Annotated in this window: 14 protein-coding genes; 3 read left to right on the forward strand and 11 right to left on the reverse strand. The window is 72.4% G+C overall.

The window, feature by feature from the left end; all coding sequences use genetic code 11:
• The first annotated feature begins 239 nt into the window (after positions 1–239).
• Positions 240–1,565: a UDP-glucose dehydrogenase family protein gene (locus ACFYUS_RS36905; RefSeq protein WP_388862303.1), complete on the forward strand. Its 1,326-nt coding sequence runs from the start codon at positions 240–242 to the stop codon at positions 1,563–1,565.
• Positions 1,566–1,624: 59 nt separating this feature from the next.
• Here ACFYUS_RS36905 and ACFYUS_RS36910 read toward each other — a convergent pair whose 3' ends face one another.
• From ACFYUS_RS36910 to ACFYUS_RS36925, 4 genes are all read right to left on the reverse strand, one after another.
• Entirely contained in the window at positions 1,625–2,539 is a 915-nt protein-coding gene (locus tag ACFYUS_RS36910) for a membrane dipeptidase (protein WP_388862305.1), read from the reverse strand.
• Positions 2,540–2,659: 120 nt separating this feature from the next.
• The gene (locus ACFYUS_RS36915; RefSeq protein ID WP_388862307.1) at positions 2,660–3,868 is read right to left on the reverse strand and encodes a dipeptidase; all 1,209 of its coding nucleotides are present in this window, start codon (positions 3,866–3,868) and stop codon (positions 2,660–2,662) included.
• The gene (purE, locus tag ACFYUS_RS36920) at positions 3,865–4,362 is read right to left on the reverse strand and encodes a 5-(carboxyamino)imidazole ribonucleotide mutase (protein WP_388862455.1); all 498 of its coding nucleotides are present in this window, start codon (positions 4,360–4,362) and stop codon (positions 3,865–3,867) included. The genes ACFYUS_RS36915 and purE overlap by 4 nt, the downstream gene beginning before the upstream one ends.
• Before the next feature lie 19 nt (positions 4,363–4,381).
• On the reverse strand, positions 4,382–5,521 hold the full coding sequence (locus ACFYUS_RS36925; protein WP_388862309.1) for a 5-(carboxyamino)imidazole ribonucleotide synthase: 1,140 nt from the start codon (positions 5,519–5,521) through the stop codon (positions 4,382–4,384).
• A gap of 188 nt (positions 5,522–5,709) precedes the next feature.
• Here ACFYUS_RS36925 and ACFYUS_RS36930 point away from each other — a divergent pair, with 188 nt between their 5' ends.
• Entirely contained in the window at positions 5,710–6,225 is a 516-nt protein-coding gene (locus ACFYUS_RS36930; protein WP_388862311.1) for a GtrA family protein, read from the forward strand.
• 12 nt (positions 6,226–6,237) lie between these two features.
• Here the strand turns inward: ACFYUS_RS36930 and ACFYUS_RS36935 are convergent, their stop codons facing one another.
• Both ACFYUS_RS36935 and ACFYUS_RS36940 read right to left on the reverse strand, forming a co-directional pair.
• Entirely contained in the window at positions 6,238–7,509 is a 1,272-nt protein-coding gene (locus ACFYUS_RS36935; protein WP_388862313.1) for an ATP-binding protein, read from the reverse strand.
• 168 nt (positions 7,510–7,677) lie between these two features.
• Positions 7,678–8,355 carry a response regulator transcription factor gene (locus ACFYUS_RS36940; RefSeq protein ID WP_388862315.1) on the reverse strand — a complete coding sequence of 226 codons (678 nt, stop codon included), beginning with the start codon at positions 8,353–8,355 and terminating at the stop codon, positions 7,678–7,680.
• A 426-nt stretch (positions 8,356–8,781) separates the two neighbouring features.
• Between ACFYUS_RS36940 and ACFYUS_RS36945 the strand changes: the two genes are divergently transcribed.
• Positions 8,782–10,302, forward strand: coding sequence for a peptide MFS transporter (locus tag ACFYUS_RS36945; protein WP_388862317.1), 1,521 nt, complete (start codon positions 8,782–8,784; stop codon positions 10,300–10,302).
• Between the two features lie 72 nt (positions 10,303–10,374).
• On the opposite strand, the gene ACFYUS_RS36950 is transcribed toward ACFYUS_RS36945, so the two are convergent.
• The 5 genes from ACFYUS_RS36950 to ACFYUS_RS36970 form a co-directional block, all read right to left on the reverse strand.
• Positions 10,375–11,883, reverse strand: coding sequence for a hypothetical protein (locus ACFYUS_RS36950; protein ID WP_388862319.1), 1,509 nt, complete (start codon positions 11,881–11,883; stop codon positions 10,375–10,377).
• 14 nt (positions 11,884–11,897) lie between these two features.
• Positions 11,898–12,956, reverse strand: a complete 1,059-nt coding sequence (locus tag ACFYUS_RS36955; RefSeq protein ID WP_388862321.1) for a hypothetical protein — start codon at positions 12,954–12,956, stop codon at positions 11,898–11,900.
• Positions 12,953–13,825 (reverse strand): hypothetical protein, encoded by an 873-nt coding sequence (locus ACFYUS_RS36960; RefSeq protein WP_388862323.1) that lies wholly within the window; start codon positions 13,823–13,825, stop codon positions 12,953–12,955. Before ACFYUS_RS36960 ends, ACFYUS_RS36955 begins: the two co-directional genes overlap by 4 nt.
• A complete protein-coding gene (locus ACFYUS_RS36965; RefSeq protein WP_388862457.1) occupies positions 13,825–14,535 on the reverse strand; it encodes a peptidase in 711 nt (236 codons plus the stop codon). The genes ACFYUS_RS36960 and ACFYUS_RS36965 overlap by 1 nt, the downstream gene beginning before the upstream one ends.
• Positions 14,536–14,653: 118 nt before the next feature.
• A complete protein-coding gene (locus ACFYUS_RS36970; RefSeq protein WP_388862325.1) occupies positions 14,654–15,073 on the reverse strand; it encodes an ATP-binding protein in 420 nt (139 codons plus the stop codon).
• Between the last annotated feature and the right edge of the window lie 41 nt (positions 15,074–15,114).

Raw genomic sequence — 15,114 nt, forward strand, 5'->3', positions numbered from 1 at the left:
ACCGCCGCCGCGAACGGGGCGATCTTCGCCTCCGCGAGGGCACGCACCGACTCCCGGAGCATGTCGTGCTCCTCGGAGGGCCGATACAGGTCGAAATCAGCAGAACCTGACACGTTCACTCACTCCCACGCTTGCTAACTACCGTTAAGTAACACAAAGGGTAGGCCGTGACCGGGCCCCCGGCCAGGGCCCGACTATGCTCGGGCAGGCATTCCGCCCGACGCTCACTGGAGACCCGCATGGCCCTCAAGATCACCGTGATCGGCACCGGCTACCTCGGCGCCACCCACGCCGCGGCCATGGCGGAGCTGGGCTTCGAGGTCCTCGGCCTGGACGTCGTCCCCGAGAAGATCGAGATGCTGTCCGCCGGGCGCGTCCCGATGTACGAACCGGGCCTGGAGGAACTCCTCGCGAAGCACGTCGCCGGCATCGAGGGATCGAGCGGCCGGCTGCGCTTCACCACCTCCTGGGAGGAGGTCGGCGCCTTCGGCGACGTGCACTTCGTCTGCGTGAACACCCCGCAGAAGCACGGCGAGTACGCCTGCGACATGAGCTACGTCGACGCCGCCTTCACCTCCCTCGCCGGAGTCGTCCGCGAAGGGGCCCTGGTCGTCGGCAAGTCCACCGTCCCCGTCGGCTCGGCCGAGCGGCTCGCGCGGCTCCTCCCCGAGGGCGTCGAGCTCGCCTGGAACCCGGAGTTCCTCCGCGAGGGCTTCGCCGTCGACGACACCCTGCACCCGGACCGGATCGTCGTCGGCGTGCGCGGCGAGCGGGCCGAGAAGACGCTCCGCGAGGTGTACGCGGTCCCCGTCGGCGAGGGCTCTCCCTTCGTCGTCACCGACTTCCCGACGGCCGAGCTGGTCAAGACGGCCGCCAACTCCTTCCTCGCCACCAAGATCTCCTTCATCAACGCGATGGCCGAGGTCTGCGAGGCCGCCGGCGGCGACGTCGCCAAGCTCGCCGAGGCCATCGGCCACGACGACCGCATCGGTGCCAAGTTCCTGCGCGCCGGCATCGGCTTCGGCGGCGGCTGCCTCCCGAAGGACATCCGCGCCTTCATGGCCCGCGCGGGCGAGCTCGGCGCCGACCAGGCCCTGACCTTCCTCCGCGAGATCGACTCGATCAACATGCGGCGGCGCGGCCAGATGGTCGAGATGGCCCGCGAGGCCCTCGGCGGCTCCACCTTCCTCGGCCGCCGGGTCGCCGTCCTCGGCGCCACCTTCAAGCCGGACTCCGACGACGTCCGCGACTCCCCCGCGCTCAACGTCGCCGGCCAGATACACCTCCAGGGCGGCCAGGTGACCGTCTACGACCCGAAGGGCATGGAGAACGCCCGCCGCGTCTTCCCGACCCTCGGCTACGCCGGCTCGGCCCTGGAGGCCGTGCGCGGCGCGGACGTGGTCCTGCACCTGACCGAGTGGCGCGAGTTCCGCGAGCTCGACCCGGCGGAGCTGGCCTCGGTCGCCGGCTCGCGCGTGATCCTCGACGGCCGCAACGCCCTCGACGGGGCACGGTGGCGGGCGGCCGGCTGGACGTACCGGGCGATGGGCCGCCCGACGGCCTGATCCCGGACGACGAGAGGGGCGCACCGCCGCGCGGTGCGCCCCTCCGTCCGTCCGTACGGTCAGGCCGCGGCCGGCCTGATCCGGTTCGTCCGGGACAGGAACTCCGTCTCGCGCAGCGCCCGGGTGGCGTTGGCGTGGGCGAGGCCGACCAGCTCCTGGGCGGTCCAGCCCCGGCGGAGCAGCTCCGCGAAGAGCGGTACGTAGCCGGCGTCCGGGGCGGTGGTGTGGGAGACGCCCGCGCAGTGCGGGCCCGCCTGCGCCCGTACCCGGTCGAGGACGTCGGCGACGGCGGCCGGGTCGTCGGTGACCGTGACCATGAGGACGGCGCCGTTCTCGCCGAGGAGGCCGAGGACGTCGTCCGGCAGGGCCTCCGGGTCGGCCCGGGTCAGCAGCGCCGGGGCGCGGGTGACGGCGAGGGCGCGGCGGACCGTGTCCGGGTCGGCGCCGGAGAGGTCCACGGCCAGGCCGATGCGGTTCATCTCCCGTACCGCGTCACGGGCGAAGCGGTCGAAGCGGGTGAGGTTCACGGCCCGCACGCCCAGCGCGTGGTACGCCCGCAGCGTGGCGGCCGAGCCGCCGAGAGCCGTCCAGCCGACCGGGCCGAGCAGGGCCGCGACACGGCCGCAGTTGCGGGCGTGGGCCAGCTCCGACGTGGTGTACGCCAGCCGCAGGTCCTCGGGGCAGGCCGCGACGAGGGCGCGGACCGAGTCGATCCGCCGCAGGGTCCCGATGACGCCCTCGTCCGTCTCGACGTGCAGCGACCAGAGCTGCGCCCCGGCCTCCGCGGCGCGGACGGGCGGCAGGTCCTCGGGGTCGAGGGACCCGGGGAGTTCGGTGTGGCCCTCGGTGACGGGCTGGGCGGCGAGGAGGGCCCGGGCGCGTGCTGTCTCGTCGAGCGGCGGAGGTGGCTCCGGGGCGGCGGGCACGGTCGGGAGGGTGGTGGTGGGGGGATGGTCGTCTAGCAGTTCCGCCATGGTCTTACTCCGAACTCGGCGATGCAGTACCGCCCCGCCGAGTTCGGCGGGGCAGTACCGTCCACCGTGCCACCGGCCCCCGTGGGGGGCTCGGTGGAGTGGGCCGTCCGGGTGAGCGGGCTACGGGGTGTCGAGCGCCTCGATCGTGGCGTTCGACGGGGCCGTGCGGCTCTTCAGATCGCGGGAGACGGCCTCGGCGTCCCGCAGGGCGCGGACCGCGTTGGACCAGGTGAGCTTGGCGAGGTCCGGGCGGGACCAGCCGCGGTGGAGGAGCTCGGCGATCAGGTTGGGGTAGCCGGCGACGTCGTCGAGGCCGGCCGGGGTGAAGGCGGTGCCGTCGTAGTCGCCGCCGATGCCGATGTGGTCGATGCCGGCGGCCTCGCGCATGTGGTCGAGGTGGTCGGCGACCGTGGCGGCGGTGGCGATCGGGCGGGGGTCGGCCTCCTCGAAGGCGCGGTGCAGCCTCATCGCCTCGGGGGTGGTGTCGAGGTGGTCGAAGCCGTGCGCCCGGAGGTTCTCGTCCGCCCGCGCGGTCCACTCGACGGCCGCGGGGAGGATGAACTTGGGCACGAAGGTGGCCATCGCGACGCCGCCGTTGGCGGGCAGCCGCTCCAGGACGTCGTCCGGGACGTTCCGCGGGTGGTCGCAGATCGCGAGGGACGAGGAGTGCGAGAAGATCACCGGCGCCGCCGAGGCGTCGAGCGCGGCCCGCATCGTCGTCGCGGCGACGTGCGAGAGGTCGACGAGCATGCCCGAGCGGTTCATCTCGCGGACGACCTCGCGGCCGAAGGCGGTCAGTCCGCCGACCCGCGGCTCGTCGGTCGCCGAGTCCGCCCAGTCGTTGTTGTCGTTGTGCGTGAGCGTCATGTAGCGCACGCCCAGGGCGTGCAGCGCGCGCAGGGTGGCGAGGGAGTTGTTGATCGAGTGGCCGCCCTCGGCGCCCTTGAGCGAGGCGATGCGGCCCTGCTTCCGGGCCGCCTCCATGTCGTCCGCCGTCAGGGCCGGGGCGAGGTCGGCGGTGTACCGGGCGAGGAGCTGGTCGACGACGTCGATCTGCTCCAGGGTCGCGCTGACCGCGTCGTCCCCGGCCAGCCGGCACGGCACGTACACCGACCAGAACTGGGCGCCGACGCCGCCGGCCCGGAGCCGGGCGAGGTCGGTGTGGAGGGAGGCGGACTGGTCGGACGCGATGTCCATCCGGTCCAGGTCGTAGCGCACGTGCTCGCGCAGCGCCCACGGCAGGTCGTTGTGGCCGTCGACCACGGGCGACGAGGCCAGGAGCTCCCTGGCCTCGTCGAGACGGTCCGCCGCGCTCAGGGCCGCGCTCACTTGGCGAAGCCGAAGGACGCCGCGCCCTCGACCTTGGCCCGGAGCCGCTTGCCCTTCTCCGTGGCCTGGTCGTTGAGCTCCTGCTGGAACTCGGTCATGCGGGCGAGGAGGTCGGGGTCGTGCGCGGCGAGGATCCGGGCCGCGAGCAGGCCCGCGTTGCGGGCGCCGGCGACGGAGACCGTGGCGACCGGGACACCGGCCGGCATCTGCACGATGGAGAGCAGCGAGTCCATGCCGTCGAGGTACTTCAGCGGCACCGGCACGCCGATGACCGGCAGCGGGGTGACGGAGGCGAGCATGCCCGGCAGGTGGGCGGCGCCGCCGGCGCCCGCGATGATCGCCTTGAGCCCGCGGCCCGCGGCCTCCTCGCCGTACGCGATCATCTCGCGCGGCATCCGGTGGGCGGAGACGACGTCGACCTCGTACGGGATCTCGAACTCGTCCAGGGCCTGTGCCGCGGCCTCCATCACGGGCCAGTCGGAGTCGGATCCCATGACGATGCCAATGAGCGGATTACTCAACGATGGTTCCTCGCAGATAGCCGGCGGCGTGACGGGCGCGCTCCAGCACGTCGTCGAGGTCGTCGCCGTAGGTGTTGACGTGGCCCACCTTGCGACCGGGCTTCACGTCCTTGCCGTACATGTGGATCTTGAGCTGCGGGTCCCTGGCCATGCAGTGCAGGTACGCGGAGTACATGTCCGGGTAGTCGCCGCCCAGGACATTGCACATCACGGTCCACCGCGCACGGGGGCGCGGATCGCCGAGGGGCAGGTCGAGAACCGCCCGGACGTGGTTGGCGAACTGCGAGGTGATCGCCCCGTCCTGGGTCCAGTGGCCGGAGTTGTGCGGGCGCATCGCCAGTTCGTTGACGAGGACGCGACCGTCCGCGGTCTGGAACAGCTCGACGGCGAGGTGGCCGACGACGTCCAGCTCCTTGGCGATCCGCAGCGCCAGCTCCTGGGCCTGGCCGGCGAGCTCCTCGTCGAGGTCGGGCGCGGGCGCGATGACGGTGTCGCAGACGCCGTCGACCTGGCGGGACTCGACGACCGGGTAGGCGACGGCCTGGCCGTGCGGGGAGCGGACGATGTTCGCCGCGAGCTCGCGGACGAAGTCGACCTTCTCCTCGGCGAGGACCTGGACCCCGGCGAGGAAGGCCTCGCGGGCGTCCTCGGGCGTACGGACGAACCAGACGCCCTTGCCGTCGTAGCCGCCGCGCACGGTCTTGAGGATGATCGGGAAGCCGCCGACCTCGGCGGCGAAGGCCTCGGCGTCCGCCGGGTCGGCCACGATGCGGTGCCGGGGGCTCGGCGCGCCCAGCTCGTCGAGCCTCGCGCGCATCACCCCCTTGTCCTGCGCGTGCGCGAGGGCCGCGCGGCCGGGGCGGATGACGACGCCGTCCGCCTCCAGGGCCTCCAGGTGCTCCGCGGGCACGTGCTCGTGATCGAAGGTGATCACGTCGCAGCCGCGCGCGAAGTCACGCAGCGTGTCCAGGTCGCGGTAGTCGCCGATGACGACCTCGCCGACCACCTGGGCCGCGGAGTCCTGCGGGGTGTCGCTGAGGAGCTTGAACTTGATGCCGAGGGGGATACCCGCCTCGTGGGTCATACGGGCGAGCTGCCCGCCTCCGACCATGCCTACCACGGGGAACGTCACCCTCTTAGGGTATCCGCACCATCGGGGAACACTCGTCCGGCTGTGTTTTGGCACAAGCCCCGAGCAGGTGGAGTACGGGTTCTCCACAGGTTTGCGCGGTACACAGGCGGGTGACAGGGGCGCTGGTTAGCATGGTTGGGTTGACGTCGCCCGGACGTCATCCGGACGGACGGGACAGAGCAATCACCATGAGTGAACCCGGCGCGCTGCGCATGCGACTCCAGGGGCTCTTCCGGGAGGTCGCCAAGTTCGGGGCCGTCGGCGCCGTCGGGGTCCTGGTCGACCTCGGGGTGTTCAACCTCGTCCGCCACTTCTCGGACCTGCCGGTCGTGCGCGCGAGCGTCATCGCCACCGTCGTCGCGATCGTCTTCAACTACCTGGGCTTCCGGTACTTCACCTACCGGGACCGGGACAAGAGCAGCCGCGCCAAGGAGCTGACCCTCTTCCTGGTCTTCAGCCTGGTCGGCCTGGTGATCCAGAACGGTCTGCTGTACGCGGCGACGTACGGCTTCGGCTGGGACAGCCCGCTGCAGAGCAACTTCTTCAAGTTCTTCGGCATCGGCGTCGCGACCCTGTTCCGCTTCTGGTCGTACCGCACCTGGGTGTTCCGCGCGCTGCCCGCCAAGGAGGCCGTGCAGACCGCCGAATCGTTCCTGGAGCAGGCTCCGCGACAGGCGGCCCGCCGCCAGCCCGACCGGGTCTGACCTGCTCTTCTCCTAGCGTACGGGGCGCTCCCGCGGCGGCTCCGCGACGCTCCTGACCTCCCGGCTCAGGAAGAGCGCGAAGACCGGCGGCTGCTGCTGGAGCAGCTCCAGACGGCCGCCGTCCGCCTCCGCCAGGTCCCGGGCCACCGCCAGGCCGATGCCCGTCGAGCTGCGCCCGCTCACCGCCCGCTCGAAGATCCGCGCGCCGAGGTCGGGGGGGACGCCCGGGCCCTCGTCGGTGACCTCGATCACCGACTGGTTGCCGGTGACGCGGGTGCGCAGGGCGACCGTGCCGCCGCCGTGCATGAGCGAGTTCTCGATCAGGGCGGCGAGGACCTGGGCGACCGCGCCGGGGGTGCCGACCGCCCGCATCCCCTGCTTGCCCGAGTGCACGATGGCCCGCCCCGCGCTGCGGTAGGCCGGGCGCCACTCCTCGATCTGCTGCTTGACGACCTCGTCCAGGTCGAAGGCGACGGCGGAGCCCGTACGGGGGTCGCGGGAGTTGGTGAGGAGCCGCTCGACGACGTCGGTGAGCCGCTCGACCTGCGTGAGCGCGATCGTCGCCTCTTCCCTGACGGAGTCGAGGTTGTCGGCCATGGCGACCTCCTCCAGGCGCATGGAGAGCGCGGTGAGGGGCGTGCGGAGCTGGTGGGAGGCGTCGGCGGCGAGCCGGCGCTCGGCGGTCAGCATCCGGGCGATCCGTTCGGCGGAGGCGTCCAGGACGTCCGCGACCCGGTCCAGCTCGGGCACCCCGTACCGCTTGTGCCGGGGCCGCGGGTCGCCGGAGCCGAGCCGCTCGGCGGTCTCGGCGAGGTCGGTGAGCGGGGACGTCAGCTTGTTCGCCTGCCGTACGGCGAGGAGGACGGCGGCGACGACCGCGAGCAGGGCCACCGCGCCGATGATCAGCAGGGTGCGGCCGACCTCGGCGGTCACCGTGGACCGGGACTCCTCGACGAACACGGTCTCGCCGCGCTCGCCCGTGGCGAAGCCCCGGATGGCCTCGCCCTCGGGACGGACGCCGAGCTCGATGGGCTCGCGGCCGGGGATGCGGATCTGGGCGTACCGCTTGGCGCCGCTCTGCTCGGCGAGGATGTCCGGGTTCACCGGCTCGCCGCCGATCAGCCGGCTGTCGACGATGGAGACGATCCGCAGCGCCTCCGAGTCCACGCTCTCCTGGGCGCTGCTGGAGATCGTGCGGGTCTCCACGATGACGAGGGAGACGCCGAAGACGGCGATGACGACGAGGACGACGGCGAGCGTGGAGTTGATCAGACGGCGGCGCATGGCTTAACGGTGGCTCGGCTCGTTTCGAACTTCGGACTTCGAACAGGGTGGGGCGGCGGCTCGGCGCTTCTCGGAGACTCGGCGCTTCTCGAAGACTCGACTCTCCTCGAAGCCTCGGCTCTCCTCGAAGGCTCAGCGCTTCTCGAAGACTCAGTGCTTCTCGAAGACTCAGCTCTTCTCGAAGCGGAAGCCGACTCCCCGGACCGTCGCGATGTAGCGGGGGTTCGCCGCGTCGTCGCCGAGCTTCTTGCGCAGCCAGGAGATGTGCATGTCGAGGGTCTTGGTGGAGGACCACCAGGTGGTGTCCCAGACCTCGCGCATCAGCTGGTCGCGGGTGACGACCCGGCCGGCGTCCCGGACCAGGACCCGGAGCAGGTCGAACTCCTTCGCGGTGAGCTGGAGCTCCTCGTCGCCCATCCAGGCCCGGTGCGACTCGACGTCGATCCGCACGCCGTGCGTCGTGGGGGCGGCGCTGGGCTCGGTGGAGCCGCGCCGGAGCAGGGCCCGGACGCGGGCGAGGAGCTCGGCGAGCCGGAAGGGCTTGGTGACGTAGTCGTCGGCACCCGCGTCGAGCCCGACGACGGTGTCGACCTCGTCCGCGCGGGCGGTGAGGACCAGGATCGGGACGGTGTGGCCCTCGGCGCGCAGCCGGCGGGCGACCTCCAGGCCGTCCATGCCGGGCAGGCCCAGGTCGAGCACGACCAGATCGACTCCGCCCTGGAGTCCGGCGTCGAGGGCGGTCGGGCCGTCCTCGCGGACCTCGACCTCGTACCCCTCTCTCCGCAGAGCGCGGGCCAGCGGTTCCGAGATGGATGCGTCGTCCTCGGCGAGCAGTACACGGGTCATGGGGTGATGGTAGTCCGCACGGCGCCCGGGCCGGGGCGGGATCCACCGGGCCGGGACGGCCCCTGGGGATCTTGTGAGCATCTTGTTCACGACCTTCGAATGACGGCGCGTGGTTCCTTCGTCACCTGTGATCCATCTCTCAAGTCCTTCCATATCCGGCACTGTCGTGTCGTATGGTGGCGATACGTCAGTAGCGGTAATCGGGGACCTTTAGCCAGCTTCGCGGGCCAAGGTCCTCTTTCTGCTTAGGTTCGGCTCGGTCGAACCTGGAGACGGTGAATGACCTGTGGGCCGGGTCCCGGGGCGCGTAGACGCGTCTCCCGGGGCGTGGATCCCGGCGGAGTTCCACGATTCCCCCGGTGCCGGCCTCCCCCACCGGGCGCACCACGCTCACAAGGCGTGCGTCCCGACAGAGCAAGGATCGACATGGCGTCCAGCCTGACGACGACTTCGACCGGAACCTCTGGTTCCGAGAAGACGTTCTTCGGCCACCCCCGTGGTCTGGCCACCCTCTTCATGACCGAGATGTGGGAGCGTTTCTCCTACTACGGCATGCGGGCCCTTCTGGTCCTGTACCTGGTCTCCGGCGGCGCGGACGCCGCGACCGGCTCCCAGGGTGGCGGCCTCGCCATGACGGCGGCCACGGCGACGGCCATCTACTCGGTGTACGTCTCGATGGTCTACCTGATGGCCATGCCCGGCGGCTGGTTCGGTGACCGTGTCTGGGGCGCTCGCAAGACCGTCACCATCGCCGGTTTCGTGATCATGGCCGGTCACGCCTCGCTGGCCATCCCCGGCCAGGCGATGTTCTTCGTCGGTCTGGCGCTGGTCGCGGCCGGCTCCGGTCTGCTGAAGGCCAACATCTCCACGATGGTCGGCCACCTCTACGACGGCCCGGACGACCCGCGCCGTGACGGTGGCTTCACGCTCTTCTACGTCGGCATCAACCTCGGCGCCTTCCTCGCCCCGCTGGTCATCGGCACCGTCGGCGAGAGCTACAACTGGCACCTCGGCTTCCTGCTCGCGGCCATCGGCATGGCCGTCGGCCTGGGCCAGTTCCTGCTCGGCACCAAGCACCTGAACGAGAAGAGCAGCGTGGTCCCGAACCCGCTGTCCGCCGCCGAGCGCAAGTCGGTCCTCGTCAAGGTCTGCGCCACGATCGCCGTCGTCGCCGTCTTCTACGGCATCGTCGTCGCCGCCGGCATGTACACCCTGAACTGGGCGCTCGTCCCGATCACCCTCGCCGGTCTGCTCATCCCGATCGCCGTGATCGTCCGCATCAAGCGCGACAAGGACCTCGACAAGGCCGAGCAGTCCAAGGTCACCGGCTACATCTGGTTCTTCGTGGCCGCGGCCGTCTTCTGGATGATCTACGACCAGGGCGGCTCGACCCTGTCCCTCTTCGCGGACAGCAAGACCTCCGACCACATCGGTCCGCTGAGCTTCCCGGCCACCTGGTTCCAGTCGCTCAACCCGCTCTTCGTCATGGCGCTGGCTCCGGTCTTCGCCTGGCTGTGGCTGTGGCTCTCCCGCCGCAACCAGGAGCCGAGCACGATCGTGAAGTTCTCGCTGGGCCTGGTGGGCATCGGCATCTCGTTCTTCGTCTTCCTGGCCCCGATCGGCCTGGCCACGGGCGACACCAAGGTCAGCCCGATGTGGCTGGTCGGGATCTACTTCATCCAGACCGTCGCCGAGCTGTGCCTCTCCCCGGTCGGCCTCTCCGTCACCACGAAGATGGCGCCGCAGAAGTACGCCTCGCAGATGCTGGGCGTCTGGTTCCTCGCCGTCACCGCCGGTGACTGCACCACGGGTCTGCTCTCCCTCGCGGGCGTGGACCTGAACGGCACCGGGATCATCGCGCTGCAGGCCGTGGCCGTCACGGTCGCCGCCGTCGCGGTCTTCATGTACCGCAAGAAGGTCAAGGCGCTCATGGGCGACGTCCACTGACGTCACCCGCCCCGCACGGAGGGCCCGTCGCACCGCACCGGTGCGACGGGCCCTCCGTCGTGTCCCGGTGCCTCACCTCCTGAGCCGCGCCCAGGGGGTGAAGGTGAACACCGCGCCGCCGACCAGGATGATCGTGCCCGCGACGAGGGCGAGGGCGCGCAGGGCGCCGTCGCCGTCGGCGCCGGTGTGGGCGAGGTTCTCGCCGCTGGAGCCGGATCCGCCGGTGGCGGAGCCCGTGCCGCCGCCCGCCGTCGTCCCGCCGTCCGAACCGCCGGAGACCCCGCCGGCCTGCTTGCTCGTGTCCAGCTCCAGGGAGGCCTTCACGGCGCCCTTGACCTGGCAGGGGATGTCCATGTTCACGGTGCCGAGGGTGACCGTGATCGTGAGCGTGCCGGGGCTGAGCGTCGACTTGCCCGTCGCGCCGGGCCGGTACGTGCCCTTCATGTCCTCCAGGCTGACCGGGGCGCCCCTGGTGAGGGGGGTGGGGTTGGCCGCGCCGGTGACCTTCACCGTGCCGTTGTCGGCCCCGTCGATCTTCACCGCCATGGAGGGCTTCAGGGCCCCCTTGGGCAGGTCGGCGGGGCTGTCCATGACGCCCTTGGCCGTCTTGACCGTCAGGTCGTACACCTCGCCGTTCTTCTTCGCGTTGATCGTCACCTTGGAGGAGATGTCGGGCGGTCCGGGGCTCTCGCAGGCGAAGGCGACGGAGACCTCCTTGCCGGGGAAGTCGGTCTGCCCACCGGAACCGCCGGACCCGCCGGAGCTTCCCCCGGTGGACGCCGTGCCGCCGCCGGCCGCCGTGCCGCCGGAGGTGGTGCTCGTACCGCCCGACGTCGTGCTCGCGCCACCGGACGTGGTCGTCGTACCACCGGACGTGGAACTCGTACCGCCGCCCGTGGAGGCCGTACCACCGGACGTGGTGCTCGCGCCTCCCCCCGTGGTGCTCGTGCCACCGGACGTCGTGCTCGTGCCCCCGCCCGTGGAACCCGTCCCGCCGGACGTCGTCGTACCGCCCGACGTGCTCGTACCGCCCGACGTCGTCGTCCCGCCGCCCCCGTCCGTGACCTTGATGGTCGCGCCGACCGGGACCGTCTCCTTCGGGGAGCACTTGGTGTCCGTGGAGATGGGCTTGGAGACGTTGATCGTGTACTTGCCGGGCGTCAGCGTGATCTCGCCCGCCTTGTCCAGCTTCAGCTTCCCCTTCATGTCGGGGAGGATCATCGGGCTGTTCTTGGGGATCGGCGGGTTCTGCCGGGGGCCCTCCATCGTGACGGTGCCGCTGGCCGCGCCGCCGACGGTGAGGACGCCGGACGGCTTCACCGTGTCCTTGTCGAGGTCGAGGACGTCGGGGTTCTTCGAGGCGGCCTGGACCGTCTTCCAGACGATCTCGACCTCGTCGCCGACCTTGGCCTCCGCGGGCGCGGTGATGAGGACCTTCGTGGTGCCCTGCACGGGCGGAAGGCCGGAGATCGACGGCGGGATGCACTCCGTCGCGTAACTGGTCTCGGCGGCCTGGGCGGGGCCGGCGGCATACAGGATCCCCGCGCCGCCGAGCATCAGCGCGACCCCGGCCGCGCTCATCCTCCGTTGCGTACTCACGCATGTCCCTTCGTCGTCGGGCTGCTGCTCTCTGGCGCTGACGGTGCGGAGTCAGGGCTGAACCACGGCAGGGCCGCGGTCGTCTCCCCGTCCCCCGGAGCGGGGGCGGAAGCGGGTGTACGGGCCGGGGCGCGGCGACGCGGGCGCGGCCCCGTCCGGGTCCTGGGGGCGCGGGCCCGGCCCGCGCCGGAAGCGGGCCGCGCGCGGTCGACCACGGCCATGCCGATCCGGAACAGCGCGGCCGGCACCACGACGGCGAGGAGCGCCCAGAAGAGGGTCACGCCCCAGGGGCGGCCGACGCCCCAGGGCTGCTCGACGAGGATCTTGCCCGCGTACTTCACGGAGACCTGGTAGTCGCCGTGGGCGCCGGCCGTGAGCTCGGCGGGGAGGCGGATCAGGGCCTTCTCGCCGGGGGCGATCGTGCCGCGCCACTGGCGTTCCTCGTACTGGGGCGCGAAGACGCCGTGGCTGGTGCCGACCTCGAAGACGGGGTCCTTGACGGGGGCCGGGCCGAGGTTGCCGACGGTGAAGACGACCTCGCGGCGCGGGGGCGCGCCGAACCAGACGAGGACGCCGCTGGAGCCGTCGAGGCGGACGGCGGCGAGGACGGCGAGGCGCCCGTCGCCGGAGGGCTCGGGGAGCGGGGCGGTGGGGTGCCCGGCGACGGTGAAGGCCTTGTCGACGGCGTCCTGCTGGCCGGTGACCCCGGCGACGTGCACCACGCACGGACAGGGCTTGGGCGGTTCGGCGACGGGCAGCTTCGTGCTGAAGGCGCCCCGCTCGTCGACGGTGGCCGCCCGGCCCTCGGTGTTGGCGCAGGAGTTGGTGCCGCCGATGACGCCCTTGCCGGGGGCTCCCTGGCCGCAGATCAGGAGCATGAGCAGGGCGCCGGGTTTCCAGCCGCTGCCGCTGACGGTGATCTCGCCGCCCTTGCCGCCCTCCGTCGTCGACAGCTCGACCACGGGCCCCGGGGCCGCGACCGCCGCCGGGGCGGTGGGCAGCAGGACGAGGGCGAGGGCGGTGAGCAGGGCGGCGGCGGTACGGATCGTCCTCATGGTGTGGCTCCCGCCGAGGCTCGCTGGGTACGGGACCTGCCGTGGCGCCGCCGTGCCGCGTACCCGGCGCCGCCCGCCGCCGCCAGGAGCAGCCCGGCCGTGCCGGTGAGCGCGGGGCCCGAGGCGAAGGAGGCCTCGGCGCGGGCGGTGGCGGGGGCGGCGCCCGGCGCGGTGGCCGTCAGCCGGACGGTGACGGAGTCGAGGGCGGGCGGGTCGGGCCAGGGTTCGGTCCGGGTGGCCCGCTCGCCGGGGCGCAGGGTGAGCGGCAGGGGGCGGTCCGGCCGGTCGAGGACGGTGCCGAGGAGGCCCTCGGCGCGGACCGCGAGGCGGGGGGCGAGGACCGTGGTGCCGCGGTTGACCAGGGTGTAGCGGAGGGTGTCCCCGTCCACGTGGACGTCCTCGACGGTGAGCGCGGCGAGGTGCGGTCCGCTGACCCGCAGCCGCAGGTCGACGCTCACCTCCCGGCCGGCGGCCGCGGCCCGCACGGTGCCGCGGTGCTCCCCCGGCGGGGTGTCCGCGGTGACCGTCACGGCGAAGGGCACGTCGGCCCGGGTCCTGGCCGGCACGGTCACCGTCCGGGCGGCGAAGGACACCGGGGCGCCGCCCTGGCCGGTGAGGCGCACGGTGAGCGGCGCGGTGCCCGGGTTGGTGACCGACAGGGTGTCCTGGAGGACGCTGCCCGCCGGGCCCTCCAGGTACGCGTACGGCCGCCCCGCGGCGGGCGCCGCCGTCCAGTCGCGGGCACCGGGGGGCGCCGCCGCGACCGCGCCGAGGAGGGCGGCCGCGGCGGCGAGGAGCCCGGTGCGGGCGGCTGGGCGCCGTACGGAGGGCGTCGCCGCACGCCGTCCGGCCCGGTCCGCCGTACGCATCAGCGTGCCGTGCGCCGCGTGAGCCAGAGGACTCCGGCGGCGCCGGTCAGCAGGACGGTGCCGCCGAGGGTGCCGAGGGCCACGGCGGAGTCGAGGGGGCCGGTCTTGGGCAGCTGGTCGCCGTCGCCGGCGGGCGGCGGGGTGTCGGAGCCGCCCGAACCGCCTCCCGAACCGCCGTCCGAGCCTCCGCCCGAGACCCCCGTGACCTGGAGTTCCAGCGAGGGCTTCGGGTTGTTCTTCGGGGTGCAGACGGCCGCGTCCATCCCGAGGGCGTGCACGGTGAGGACCCCGGCGGTGAAGGTGACCTTGCCGTTCTTCTTCGGGGTGAAGGTGCCGGTGAGCGTGCCGATGCTGATGGGGGTGTCGGGCGGGATGGCGGCCGTGTTCGGCGAGCCCGTGACCTTCACCGTGCCGCTCGCGTCGCCGCCGAGGACGAGCTCGGCGCGCGGGGTCATGACGCCCTTGGGGAGCTCGACCGGGCTGTCGGAGACGCCCTTCTCGAACGACATGGTGATCGTGTAGCCGCTGCCGCTCTTGACCGCCTTGATGTCGACGGGCGAGACGGCGCTCTTGGGCCCGATCTTCGTCTCACAGGCGTAGTTGACGTCGACGACCTCCGCCTGGGCGACCGGCGCCCCGGCCAGCACGGCCGCGCCCGCCATCGCGACCGCGGCCGTGAGCGCGGCGGTCGTTCTCCTCCGGTTCGGCACCTTGGACACCCGAGCACCCCTCACCGCAACGAAACTGACGGTCTTTCAGATTGGCCGTCAAGGTACGCCCGGGGCCTTGAGGAGGGAAGGCAGGGGAACGGGTGAAGTTGTGGAAGTCCTATGCGGGTGCGGCCAGTTCGGCCCAGACCGTCTTGCCGGGGGCTCCCGGGGTGCGCTCGATGCCCCAGTCGAGGCAGAGCCGCTGCACGATGAACATGCCGTGCCCGCCGGGGCGTCCGGAGCGGTGCGGGGTGCGGGGGGCGGGCTGGCCGGCGCCGCGGTCGGTGACTTCGAGGCGGAGGGTGCGGGGCAGGCGGAGGACGCGGAGGCGTTCGGGGCCCTCGGCGTGCAGACAGGCGTTGGTGACGAGTTCGGAGACGACGAGGAGGACGTCCTCGGCGGCGGCCCTGCGGTCGGCGGTGGCGGCCGGGAGCCAGCCCCACTCGTGGAGGGCCGACCGGGTGAAGTCGCGTGCGAGCGGCACGGTGCCGCTGGTCTCGCCGAGGGCGAGCGTACGGACGTCGGAAGCCTGGTCCATCAACGCTTCACCTCACCGATCGACGGGACAGAGGGGACAGG

The organism is Streptomyces sp. NPDC004284 (genome assembly GCF_042874035.1).
GTDB lineage: Bacteria > Actinomycetota > Actinomycetes > Streptomycetales > Streptomycetaceae > Streptomyces.